This is a genomic window from Pectobacterium fontis, from assembly GCF_000803215.1.
Lineage (GTDB): Bacteria > Pseudomonadota > Gammaproteobacteria > Enterobacterales > Enterobacteriaceae > Pectobacterium > Pectobacterium fontis.
The window spans coordinates 103043-115044 of record NZ_JSXC01000014.1 but is presented as its reverse complement, the minus strand read 5'-3'; the positions used below and the strand labels follow the sequence as shown (position 1 = coordinate 115044).

Annotated in this window: 11 protein-coding genes; 3 read left to right on the top strand and 8 right to left on the bottom strand. The window is 49.8% G+C overall.

The annotated features are described in order from the left end of the window. Positions 1-143 precede the first annotated feature (143 nt). On the bottom strand, positions 144-605 hold the full coding sequence (locus tag OI69_RS05000; protein WP_039346851.1) for an Lrp/AsnC family transcriptional regulator: 462 nt from the start codon (positions 603-605) through the stop codon (positions 144-146). 256 nt (positions 606-861) lie between these two features. Here OI69_RS05000 and OI69_RS04995 point away from each other — a divergent pair, with 256 nt between their 5' ends. The 3 genes from OI69_RS04995 to queC all read left to right on the top strand — a co-directional run bounded on the left by OI69_RS04995 (position 862) and on the right by queC (position 3354). Further along, on the top strand, positions 862-1305 hold the full coding sequence (locus OI69_RS04995) for a hypothetical protein (protein ID WP_039346849.1): 444 nt from the start codon (positions 862-864) through the stop codon (positions 1303-1305). A 153-nt stretch (positions 1306-1458) separates the two neighbouring features. Further along, positions 1459-2535, top strand: coding sequence for a PLP-dependent cysteine synthase family protein (locus OI69_RS04990; protein ID WP_039346844.1), 1077 nt, complete (start codon positions 1459-1461; stop codon positions 2533-2535). Between the two features lie 123 nt (positions 2536-2658). Continuing rightward, positions 2659-3354, top strand: a complete 696-nt coding sequence (gene queC, locus OI69_RS04985; protein WP_039346842.1) for a 7-cyano-7-deazaguanine synthase QueC — start codon at positions 2659-2661, stop codon at positions 3352-3354. Between the two features lie 68 nt (positions 3355-3422). Here the strand turns inward: queC and OI69_RS04980 are convergent, their stop codons facing one another. The 7 genes from OI69_RS04980 to clpP form a co-directional block, all read right to left on the bottom strand. Beyond that, entirely contained in the window at positions 3423-3821 is a 399-nt protein-coding gene (locus tag OI69_RS04980) for an acyl-CoA thioesterase (RefSeq protein WP_039346840.1), read from the bottom strand. Between the two features lie 139 nt (positions 3822-3960). Further along, on the bottom strand, positions 3961-4320 hold the full coding sequence (locus OI69_RS04975) for a helix-hairpin-helix domain-containing protein (RefSeq protein ID WP_039346838.1): 360 nt from the start codon (positions 4318-4320) through the stop codon (positions 3961-3963). Positions 4321-4458: 138 nt separating this feature from the next. Continuing rightward, entirely contained in the window at positions 4459-6339 is a 1881-nt protein-coding gene (ppiD, locus tag OI69_RS04970) for a peptidylprolyl isomerase (RefSeq protein ID WP_039346837.1), read from the bottom strand. Positions 6340-6670: 331 nt separating this feature from the next. Further along, on the bottom strand, positions 6671-6943 hold the full coding sequence (gene hupB, locus OI69_RS04965) for a nucleoid-associated protein HU-beta (protein WP_005976031.1): 273 nt from the start codon (positions 6941-6943) through the stop codon (positions 6671-6673). Positions 6944-7137: 194 nt separating this feature from the next. Further along, a complete protein-coding gene (gene lon / locus OI69_RS04960; protein ID WP_039346835.1) occupies positions 7138-9522 on the bottom strand; it encodes an endopeptidase La in 2385 nt (794 codons plus the stop codon). Positions 9523-9714: 192 nt separating this feature from the next. After that, positions 9715-10989 carry an ATP-dependent protease ATP-binding subunit ClpX gene (clpX, locus tag OI69_RS04955; protein ID WP_039346833.1) on the bottom strand — a complete coding sequence of 425 codons (1275 nt, stop codon included), beginning with the start codon at positions 10987-10989 and terminating at the stop codon, positions 9715-9717. A 156-nt stretch (positions 10990-11145) separates the two neighbouring features. Next, entirely contained in the window at positions 11146-11769 is a 624-nt protein-coding gene (gene clpP, locus OI69_RS04950) for an ATP-dependent Clp endopeptidase proteolytic subunit ClpP (RefSeq protein ID WP_010282141.1), read from the bottom strand. Positions 11770-12002: the final 233 nt, after the last annotated feature.

The window sequence follows — 12002 nt, the reverse complement described above, 5'->3', positions numbered from 1 at the left end:
AGACGGATATACACTACATAATTCAAGTTTCAGGAAGGCGGCAAGAGAAGGCATCCCGATGAGCTTACTCAAGTAAGTGATTCGGGTGACTGAATGCTGCCAACGCACATGCAACTTGAAGTATGACGAGTATGGATGATGAATCACAGGGATAAGGGCAATGCCGTGGTATGTTTGATTCGTTCCATAGCAAAGCTTGATGTTACATCGACCAGGCCAGGAATACCATTCACCAGCCGCTTATAAAAGTCATCATAGCTTTTCATATCCGCGACCTGGACCTGCATCAGATAATCGTATTCCCCTGCCATACGATAGAAAGCCAGCACCTCTGGCATATCGGACACCACGCGGGTGAACGTCTGATACCAATCACGATTGTGCTGCTGCGTCTTTAATAAGACAAAGGCGGTTAGCCCTAAGCCAAGGCGTTCATTATCCAACAGCGCGACCCTAGCCCGTATAATCCCTTCGTCTTCCAGACGCTTCAGACGTTTCCAGCATGGCGTGGACGTCAAATTAACCGCCTCGGCGAGCGTCTGTAGCGAAAGCGTGCAATCCTGCTGAAGCATATTCAGCAGAGTACGATCAATTTTATCCAACATAGCGCAGCCCCATGGAAAATTTTTCTCCTACTTTCCCCGATTAAGAGAAAAAAGCAATATTCTTCCTACCGCAAATCGCCCTCAACCATCAGCAAACGGCATCACTAATCGATAATGAAAAAAACATAACAAACTGTATAGTATGGAATTTAATGACCTTTCACGGAAGGTAAGACGACGAACAGGTGGATGATTTTTACCATTCATTATGTATCCGCCAGTAGTGTATTTTATGCCAACCAGGAGTGGCAGAACGATGGAAAAATATAAAAATAATAAACTCAGTTTGATAGGTATGATTTTGGGTGCAATCGGATTCGTCGTTGCCGTATCCTATTTTTGGGCCGGCCCATCGACCCCAGAAGTACCGCTTGAAGCGCGAATCGCAGAGAAAATTGTTTCCATCCGCGATACCACCCTTGATAGGTTACTGGGAAAAACCGCCGCCACACCTGCCCCACAATCCTCATTCAATGAACAGCGGTTAGTGGTTACAGCAACATCCGTATTAGGTTGTCTTGCGATCATTTTCGCTGTTTTCGGCTTCGCTCGCCGTGAATCCGCGAGATCTTGTATGAGCGCAGCCATGTTGGGGATCGCAGTGATCGCATTCCCGTTTATCATCAGTGCCATTAATATGGCATTCGCTTTAATGGCTGCCGTTGCGCTGGCCGCCGCCATCGCCATGTTTTTTGGGTAGCGATCCCCAGCAGTCCAAGAATAATAAATTCCCCTAAAAATAAATTAAGGAGTAAATAATTCTCTTAATTTAGGAATATAGAGATAAAAAGGTAATTTTTTTATCCTGAAAACTCGTTAATCTATGCGCACAGCTATCTAACGAGTTTTCATCATGAGCAATGTCTGGGTTAAAAATGCCATCAGCGCTATCGAAGCCGATTTTCAGCGTTCGGCTGATACGCATCTTATCCGTCTAACTCTACCGGATTACCCCGGTATCTATTTTTATCTCAAAGATGAAAGCACGCACCCTAGCGGTAGCCTGAAGCATCGTCTGGCTCGATCTTTGTTTCTCTACGGACTGTGCAACGGTTGGATTAAAGAAGGCACCCCGATTGTCGAAGCATCATCAGGCAGCACTGCCGTGTCAGAAGCCTATTTTGCACGGTTGCTCGGCCTGCCATTTATTGCCGTCATGCCCTCCTGCACTGCAAAAAGAAAAATCGAGCAAATCACTTTCTATGGTGGACGCTGCCATTTTGTCGAACAAGCAGGACAAATCTATGCAGCATCCGAACAGCTCGCACAAGAGATGAATGGCCATTATATGGATCAGTTCACCTATGCGGAACGCGCCACCGACTGGCGTGGCAACAACAATATTGCCGACAGTATTTACCGCCAAATGGCACGCGAACCCCATCCTGTACCGGACTACATCGTAATGAGCGCGGGGACTGGCGGCACGTCAGCCACGCTCGGGCGTTACATTCGCTATCAGGGGTTGGATACGCAACTGGTTGTCGTCGATCCAGAACACTCTGTCTTCTACGACTGTTACCAGCAGCGGGATCGCTCCATCACGGGTTCGCGCAGTAGCCGCATAGAAGGTATTGGTCGCCCGCGTGCCGAGCCTTCTTTTATTCCTGACGTCATTGATCGCATGATCAAAGTACCGGACGCCGCCAGCATCGCCACGCTGCACTGGCTGGAAAGCGTGTTAGGCCGCAAAACCGGTGCCTCTACTGGCACCAATGTCTGGGGAATGCTGCAATTGGCTAAAGAGATGGTGAGCCGTGGCCAAACAGGCGCGATTGTGACCCTGCTATGCGACAGTGGCGAACGTTATCTGGACACCTACTACAACAGCAGTTGGGTGGAAAAAAACATCGGTGACATTCGTCCTTACCTTGATGCTCTGCATACCCCAGAGACGTTCCCATTCGTGCCGGGATCCTGTCTGGTGTAACCACGGTATTCAGTACGTAGCCGTAGCACTGAATGTGAGCCATTTTTCAGGTAACATAGCGACTTTACGCCGCAGTACGTTACAGACGTATTGCGGTTAACGTCGCGTTAAGGTGAATGAAGAATGAAACGTGCTGTTGTCGTTTTTAGCGGTGGGCAAGACTCCACAACCTGCCTGATCCAGGCTCTGCAACATTATGATGACGTCCACTGCATCACCTTCGATTATGGGCAACGCCACCGCGCGGAAATTGATGTCGCCCGAGAACTCAGCCAGACGTTGGGTGCCACCGCGCATAAAGTTCTGGACGTCGGCTTGCTGAATGAACTCGCCACCAGCAGCCTGACACGCGATAGCATCCCGGTTCCTGATTACGATGCCTATGCACAAGGTATCCCCAATACCTTCGTGCCGGGAAGAAACATTCTGTTCCTGACACTCGCCGCAATCTATGCCTATCAGGTCGGCGCAGAAACTGTCATTACCGGCGTGTGTGAAACCGATTTTTCCGGCTATCCAGATTGTCGTGACGAATTCGTCAAGGCGCTGAATCAGGCTATTATTCTAGGCATTGCCCGAGATATCCGTTTTGAAACCCCGCTGATGTGGCTTAATAAGGCTGAAACCTGGGCGTTAGCGGATTACTACCAGCAACTGGATACCGTTCGTTACCACACGTTAACCTGCTATAACGGCGTCAAAGGTGATGGCTGTGGGCAATGTGCCGCCTGCCATTTACGCGCAAATGGACTCGCGCAATATCAAAAAGATTCTGCCGCCGTCATGGCATCGCTGAAACAGAAAGCAGGATTACGCTGATACTTCGCGTCACCACACCGAGATGCCACACAAACAGCAGTAGGCTATAAATAGCCTACTGCCCGGTATTAACGGCGGATCTCATTTAGGTGCTCCAGCAATTCGCCCTCCAGCGGCAAGGCTTTTTGCGTCAATAAATCAATGCAGACAAACGTCAGCGTGGCATCAGCCACATCGCTTTTATCCGATACGCGGGTTATTTTCTGACTGATCACGCCACTTTTCGTATTCATCTGTAGCAGTTCGCTATCAATCCGCAGCACGTCACCGAGAACGGCAGGCTTGCGATAGTTGATATTGATGTTCACCACCACGAAAGCAATCTTATTACGTTGCATCCAGCCAAAAGCGGGCATCGTTTCCAGCCACTGCCAGCGCGCCTCCTCCAGAAACTCCAGATAGCGGGCGTTATTAACGTGCTGATAAACATCAATGTGATAGCCGCGAACGGTAATGAAAGTCTGCATAACGCGAATACTCCTGTGACAAAACCGAAAACTGGTATGACCTGATAGTTAGCCTAGCAGAGGTTCGCAACCCGGAGAAAGTGCTCAACCAGGCTGCGACCCCTATCACAGTTTTAAAGACCTCACGGTTTTGAAAACATCATAGTTTGAGCCGCGAGAGATTACGCTCAACTAACGCCGCCCCAACTCCCGGAACTTCGGTTAACTGATCGATCTGGGTAAAAGGACCATTCTGCTCACGGTAGCTAACAATCGCTTCTGCCTTTTTGAGGCCGACACCGTTCATGATGTCAGCCAACTCGGCAGCGCTTGCTGCATTGATGCTTACCTTATCTTCATCACCATCCGGCAATGTTGATTTTTCCACTTTCTGATCTGCCGATGTAGACTTCGCCGCCGCCGTGTCGGCCGCTTTAGGTGCCGCCTGACCCAGTAATGGCAACCCAGACAAACTCATCCCAATGATTAAGCACAGTGCTTTTATTCCTGATTTTTTCATGCTGTTTCCTCCATGTGTTTGACAGCATCGCTACCTTGCCGCAGACCCGTTGGCAGCGCAAACAGCAGAATTTAAATGTGGAAAAGGCCGCGAAAGCGGCCTTTAGTTGTTGCAACGATTTGCAAATTTTTGCGGGGCTTATTGCTGTTCCTGCGCCGCATTGCCCATCTTGATTTTCGCTTCACGGCGCAAACTGGACAGCAGGGAATCAAACATCGCCCCCAGAGAACTTTGCTGAATCTGACTGGAGAACTGTGTTTTCTGCTCATCATTGAGTTGATGTGGCGTCACGCTATCCAACGCAGCCAGCACAATGTTACCGGCCTGATCCTGAGTAATCGCATAAGACGGCTTATCTTTCTGTGGGTGCGGCATAGCAAAGATTGCTTCCGCCGTTACATCACCTTGAGAGAGAGAAGACAACGTTTTTGCTTCCCCAAAGCTCAGACCTGCCGCTTTAAGCGCGTCGTCTTTACCCAGCTTCAGCTCAGCCAGAATTTTTTCAGCGTCTACACTAGTCTGCTGCTCAGCCTTCTGACGTTTCAACACCTCAACGATCTCAGTACGCACCTGATCCAGAGGGCGAGTACTTTCAGGCTTGTGCTCCGTGATACGCAGAACGAAAGCACGGTCACCCTCAACGTTAATCACATCGGAGTTGTTGCCCGCAGCACCGTTTTCGCCCAACAGCGCACCGCTAAAGATAGCCTGCGTTACCGGCTGGAAGTTCAGCGCAGCAGGAACTTTCTCACGCGTAAACCAGTCGGTCTGCGTAGCTTTCACACCAGCGGCTTCTTCTGCTGAGGCCAGAGACTCGTTGTCATTACTAGCCGCTTCGCTGATTTTTTGTTGCAGCGCATAGTAACCATCCTGCGCTTTCTCATGCTTCACTTTCTCAGCGATCTCTGCACGGACTTCGCTCAACGGTTTGACCTGCTGCGGTTGAACATCATCCAGACGCACAATCAGATAGCCAACAGAAGATTTAATCGCTTCGGAAACCTGACCTTTCTCCGTCAGTTTTGCCTGCTTCAGCTCATCAATCATACTGTTTTCGTCCATCCATCCCAGATCGCCACCGTTGCGGCGCGAGATAACGTCCGTTGATTTTTCTTTCGCCAGCGTAGCGAAATCACCACCTTGCTTCAGCGCTTCCAGAACAGACGTGGCATCGGCCTCATCCTTCACCTGAATGACGCTGAATTTTTTGCGCTCAGGTTGAGAGTAGTCGTTCTTATTCTGTTCGTAGAACGCGTTGATGGCCGCATCGTCTACTTTCACGCTATCCATGATGCTTGCCGCATCCAGCGTGATATAGCTAACTTTGAACTCTTCCGGCGCGATGAAATTCCCTTTGTTTTGCTCGTAATAGCTCAGGACTTCATCATCGGCAACCGTCTGGGCTTTCGCTTTAGCCGCAATATCAATCGTTGCCACACGGACGACGCGATCTTGTGCAGCCAGTTTCACCAGGTTATCGATCTCCTGCGGCAGCAGGAATGCGGTATTGCCGAAACCACGAATCAGTTGCTGTGAAGTCAGTTGCTTACGCAGCATCTGAGCATACATATCCGTCGTTACGCCAAGGCGGCGCACCTGATCCAGATATTTTTCATTATCAAAACGGTTGTTTGTCTGAAACGCGGGAACGTCAAAGATCGCCTGTTTGATTTGCTCATCGCTGATGTTCAAGCCCAGTTTGTTGGCATACTGATCCAGTAAAGCTTCATCAATGAGTTGGGAGAGTGCCTGCCTACGCAATTGCTGCATGTAGCCGTCATTACTCGCCAAGAGAGAGAAATTCTCACCCAAGGTTTCCTGCTGACGACTGCGTTCGTTCTGTACCGCCTGCTCAAGCTGTGCGCGGCTAATTTCCTGCCCGTTCACCTTTGCCGCGTAATCTCCTGAACCACCAATAAGATAATCACCAACGCCAGTTAGAACGAATGATGCGATGATCAAAGCAAGAATAATTTTGAGCACGACGTTATTCGCGGCCGTACGTAAATTGTCCATCATAATGTGACAACACTCCGCTGTAGAATGGATAAAACTCCCTGCGCTGGCCAGAGCCTGCATCCTTGCGATTGCTATAGCCCAATACAAGGCTAGGGCGCACTTAAGCTTATTGCCCGCCACCAGAACGACCCGCTACGATGTTTAACAATACGGTGATGTTCACCCGTTGTTTTAACATCTCCTTCGCTACGTTCTGTCGCATGTCGGGTATCTATATAAATAAAAGGCACATCATAAAATGATGCGCCTCGTATCTTACCTTACCAATATCATTGCGTCAGGTATTGTTTGGCACCCAAAGTGGTTATCAGCCAAACCTGTGACGTAATAATCAGTTAACGGCGTCCTTCAGCGTTTTACCAGCACGGAACCCTGGTACTTTTGCCGCAGGGATGCTGATTTCCTTACCAGTTTGCGGGTTACGGCCAGTACGAGCAGCACGTTCACGCACTGAGAAAGTACCAAAACCGACTAAAGCCACATCATCCCCTTCTTTCAGGGATTCGGTAACGGAACCAATAATTGCATCTAACACACGCCCTGCTGCCGCTTTGGAAATATCAGCATCTGCGGCAATTTTGTCGATCAATTGTGACTTGTTCACTCTGTCATCCCCTCTGGAATTCTCTTATCGCGTTTCAATGCCCCAAGACGCGACACGTAACTTATTATCAATACTGTCATGCTTAGCCAGTTACGGCTAAAACTAACAGTGCTCTAACTTAGCGGTACAAAAAAAAGCTGGCAAGCACGATTTCACTCACCAGCCCTGATTTTCTCAAGGGTTTTTGCGACAGGTCACTCTTTTGCCTTGGCTTTGGCCTTCGCTTTAGGCGCCGAAACCACTTGCATGCCAGAAGGCGAATTCTGCAACGCTAACGCTAACACTTCCTCGATACGCTTAACCGGATGGATTTCCAAATCCGCAATCACGTTCTGCGGGATATCCTCCAGGTCGCGCTTGTTGTCGTCTGGAATCAATACGGTTTTGATACCACCACGATGTGCGGCCAACAGTTTCTCTTTCAGACCACCGATCGGAAGCACCAGACCACGCAGAGTTATCTCTCCGGTCATCGCCACATCGGCACGCACCGGGTTCCCCGTCAAACAGGATACCAGTGCAGTACACATAGCGATACCCGCACTCGGCCCATCTTTCGGCGTCGCGCCTTCAGGTACGTGAACGTGGATATCACGTTTCTCATAGAAATCTGCATTGATGCCTAATTTTTCCGCTCTGGCACGAACCACGGTGAGCGCAGCCTGAATCGACTCCTGCATCACCTCGCCCAATGAACCGGTATAGGTCAGCTTACCTTTGCCCGGCACACAGGCGGTTTCGATCGTCAGCAAATCGCCGCCGACTTCCGTCCAGGCCAGACCGGTCACTTGCCCTACACGATTTTCATCGTCGGCACGACCATAGTCAAAGCGTTGTACCCCAAGGAAATCCTTAAGGTTATCGCCAGAAATCTGAATATGCTTAGTGGATTTATCCATCAACAGCGTTTTTACGGCTTTACGGCACAGTTTGGAAATTTCACGTTCTAAGCTGCGCACGCCGGCTTCACGCGTGTAATAACGAATAATGCCAACAATCGCGCTATCCTCAACGGACAATTCACCTTTTTTCAGTGCATTACGCTCGATCTGTTTCGGCAACAGGTGCTGTCTGGCGATATTCAGTTTTTCATCTTCGGTATAACCGGAAAGACGAATAACTTCCATACGGTCAAGCAGCGGCGCCGGGATATTCATGGAGTTAGACGTGGCAACAAACATCACATCGGACAGATCGTAGTCGACCTCCAGATAGTGATCGTTAAACGCCACGTTCTGCTCAGGATCGAGCACTTCCAGCAGGGCAGAAGCCGGATCGCCACGCATGTCGGAAGACATTTTGTCGATCTCATCCAACAGGAACAATGGGTTTTTCACGCCGACTTTCGCCATTTTCTGGATCAATTTGCCCGGCATTGAACCGATATAGGTACGGCGGTGCCCGCGGATTTCCGCTTCATCACGCACGCCACCCAGCGCCATGCGCACGTACTGACGTCCGGTCGCTTTGGCGATAGACTGACCAAGTGAGGTTTTACCTACCCCTGGCGGCCCCACCAGACACAGAATCGGCCCCTTGATCTTGCTGACACGGCTCTGAACTGCGAGATATTCGAGGATACGTTCTTTCACGCGATCCAGACCATAATGGTCGGTATCCAGCATTTCCTGCGCTTTCAGCAAGTCTTTCTTCACTTTGCTGCGTGCATTCCACGGCACCTGCACCATCCAGTCGATATAGCTGCGCACTACAGTCGCTTCAGCCGACATGGGCGACATCATTTTCAGCTTTTGTAACTCGGCTTCGGCTTTTTCACGCGCATCTTTCGGCATGTTTGCCGCGTCGATCTTACGCTTTAACGCTTCGTGTTCATCCGGTGCATCATCCATCTCGCCCAGCTCTTTCTGAATGGCTTTCATTTGCTCATTCAGATAGTACTCACGCTGGCTTTTCTCCATTTGCTTCTTAACACGGCCACGGATCCGCTTTTCCACCTGCAACAGGTCGATTTCAGATTCCATCATCGCCATCAGATACTCTAAACGCTCGGTGATATCGAACATTTCAAGCACAGACTGTTTATCAGCCAGTTTCAATGGCATGTGCGCAGCAATCGTATCTGCTAAACGCGCCGCATCATCAATGCTGTTCAGAGAGGTGAGCACTTCCGGCGGGATCTTCTTATTCAGTTTGATGTATCCCTCAAACTGATTGATCGCGGTACGCATGAGCACTTCCTGCTCGCGCTCGTCGATCGCCGGAGAATCCAGATATTCTGCGTGTGCCGCGAAATGCTCGCCGCTGTCAGAAAGCGTCGTAATACGCGCACGCTGTAACCCTTCGACCAACACTTTTACCGTGCCGTCGGGCAGTTTCAGCATTTGAAGAATTGAGGCTACCGTCCCTACCGAGAAAAGATCGTTAATACTTGGCTCATCCGTTGAAGCTTCTTTCTGTGCCACCAGCATGATCTTCTTGTCATGATCCATTGCGGCTTCAAGGCACCGAATCGATTTCTCCCGACCAACAAACAACGGAATGACCATGTGCGGATAAACCACCACATCGCGCAACGGCAATACGGGGATTTCTATGCGTTCGGAACGCTCAGGGTTCATAGAGCTCTCTCTTAGTTTCGTTTCCGCCAGGTTATGGGAATCTCGTGAAACGCGGTTTTCACGGGTCTCATCAAATAGGTATTTGAGTATATGGGGATAAATGTCTCACATTCAACGACCAGCATGTGTGTAAAAAATAAATGGGGGATAAAATCCCCCATTTTTATTTTGTGGCACGGCTTAATTGATTACTTATTCGCCGGAAGCCTGCTGAGTTTCATGCTTGCCATAGATCAACAATGGCTCGGACTGACCCGCAATAACGGATTCATCAATGACGACTTTATCCACACTTTCCAGCGATGGCAGGTCATACATGGTATCCAGCAACGCAGCTTCAACGATAGAACGCAGGCCACGCGCACCGGTTTTACGCGCCATCGCTTTCTTGGCAATCGCCGTCAGCGCTTCATCGCGGAATTCCAGCTCAACGCCTTCCAGATTGAACAACGCCTGATACTGTTTAGTCAGCGCATTCTTCGGCTCACGCAGAATCTGAATCAACGCTTCTTCGCTCAGTTCTCTCAGCGTCGCAACCACTGGCAAACGGCCGATGAACTCAGGAATCAAACCGAATTTAATCAAATCACCCGGTTCAACTTTGCCTAACAGCTCGCCTTCTGTGGCTTTGTCTGAAGTGCCTTTAACGGTGGCGTTAAAGCCGATGCCGCGCCCGGTATCGGTACGCTGCTCGATGACTTTGTCCAGGCCAGCAAACGCGCCCCCGCAGATAAAGAGGATCTTGGAGGTATCAACCTGCAAGAATTCCTGCTGCGGATGTTTGCGACCACCTTGCGGCGGAACCGCGGCAATCGTCCCCTCGATCAGCTTCAGCAGCGCCTGCTGTACACCTTCGCCAGACACATCGCGGGTAATCGACGGATTGTCTGACTTACGAGAAATCTTGTCGATTTCATCAATGTAGACAATACCACGCTGCGCTTTCTGCACATCGTAATCACACTTCTGCAACAGCTTCTGAATGATGTTTTCAACGTCCTCACCAACGTAACCCGCTTCGGTCAACGTCGTGGCATCCGCCATGGTGAAAGGTACATCCAGGAAGCGCGCCAATGTTTCAGCCAGCAGCGTTTTACCGCTTCCTGTCGGGCCGATCAGCAGGATGTTACTTTTACCCAGTTCGATCCCGTTGCTGCTGTCACCATTACGCAAGCGTTTATAGTGGTTATATACCGCAACCGCCAACACTTTCTTGGCCTGCTCTTGACCAATGACGTAATCATCAAGGTGGCGGCGAATTTCGTGTGGCGTCGGCAACGCACTGCGCTCACGGTGGGGCGCTACTTCCTTAATCTCTTCGCGAATAATGTCGTTACACAAGTCAACACATTCATCGCAGATATACACCGACGGCCCGGCAATCAGCTTACGCACTTCATGCTGGCTTTTGCCGCAAAAAGAGCAGTACAGTAACTTTCCTGAACCGTCTTTGCGCTTATCTGTCATGAGTTAAACCTCTTTTTCGTCTTTTGCCCGTAGGCCAACCACAGCGATAGCGCTACAACGAACGCCGATACTTATAGCCAATACGCGTAAAATAACCCCGCACAACAGACTATCGGTCGAACACTTAGCTACACCAGACTGCTACGATGGCGAATATTACCCACGGTTCGTGAATACGGAGTCTACCAAACCGTAGTCTACTGCCTCACTGGCAGAGAGGAAACGATCGCGCTCGGTGTCTCTCTCTATCGCTTCAAGAGGCTGACCGGTATGTTTCGCCATCAGCTCATTCATCTTGGCTTTCACTTTCAGTATTTCTTTGGCGTGGATTTCAATATCCGTCGCCTGCCCTTGGAAACCACCCAACGGCTGGTGAATCATAACGCGCGAGTTCGGCAGGCAAATACGTTTGCCTTTGGCTCCCGCCGTCAACAGGAACGCGCCCATTGAGCAAGCTTGTCCCATACAGATCGTACTGACATCTGGCTTGATAAACTGCATGGTGTCGTAAATGGACATACCCGCAGTAATGACGCCACCTGGAGAGTTAATGTACAGATAAATATCTTTTTCCGGGTTTTCAGCTTCCAGAAACAGCATCTGTGCCACAACCAGGTTCGCCATGTGATCTTCCACCTGACCAGTCAGGAAGATTATCCGTTCTTTTAGCAGACGGGAATAGATATCGTAAGAACGTTCCCCACGCGAGGTCTGTTCAACCACCATCGGCACTAACGCCATATGAGGTGCTTGTCTTTCTTGTTCGCCACTGTATGACATTCACGTCTCCTAGATAAAATGCGTCCGGCGCTTTTATTGCATTGCTCAATTCTACTAGAGATAGAGGATCATGACCATGGACCCCTACCCCATACCCACTGAACAACCCATATAGCCGGGAATCCTTACCTGATGTGCCAGCTTTTCCTCTTCAGTGAGTGGGGGCACATGCATTGTCTTTCAAGCTTACACTATCAATCGTTCTCGATTAAAGAGCGAATTATTTTATTATT

Bases quoted from the DNA above. Each gene is read 5' to 3' on its own strand.
- OI69_RS05000 (WP_039346851.1), bottom strand. From the start codon at position 605: ATGTTGGATAAAATTGATCGTACTCTGCTGAATATGCTTCAGCAGGAT.
- OI69_RS04995 (WP_039346849.1), top strand. From the start codon at position 862: ATGGAAAAATATAAAAATAATAAACTCAGTTTGATAGGTATGATTTTG.
- OI69_RS04990 (WP_039346844.1), top strand. From the start codon at position 1,459: ATGAGCAATGTCTGGGTTAAAAATGCCATCAGCGCTATCGAAGCCGAT.
- queC (WP_039346842.1), top strand. From the start codon at position 2,659: ATGAAACGTGCTGTTGTCGTTTTTAGCGGTGGGCAAGACTCCACAACC.
- OI69_RS04980 (WP_039346840.1), bottom strand. From the start codon at position 3,821: ATGCAGACTTTCATTACCGTTCGCGGCTATCACATTGATGTTTATCAG.
- OI69_RS04975 (WP_039346838.1), bottom strand. From the start codon at position 4,320: ATGAAAAAATCAGGAATAAAAGCACTGTGCTTAATCATTGGGATGAGT.
- ppiD (WP_039346837.1), bottom strand. From the start codon at position 6,339: ATGATGGACAATTTACGTACGGCCGCGAATAACGTCGTGCTCAAAATT.
- lon (WP_039346835.1), bottom strand. From the start codon at position 9,522: ATGAACCCTGAGCGTTCCGAACGCATAGAAATCCCCGTATTGCCGTTG.
- clpX (WP_039346833.1), bottom strand. From the start codon at position 10,989: ATGACAGATAAGCGCAAAGACGGTTCAGGAAAGTTACTGTACTGCTCT.
- clpP (WP_010282141.1), bottom strand. From the start codon at position 11,769: ATGTCATACAGTGGCGAACAAGAAAGACAAGCACCTCATATGGCGTTA.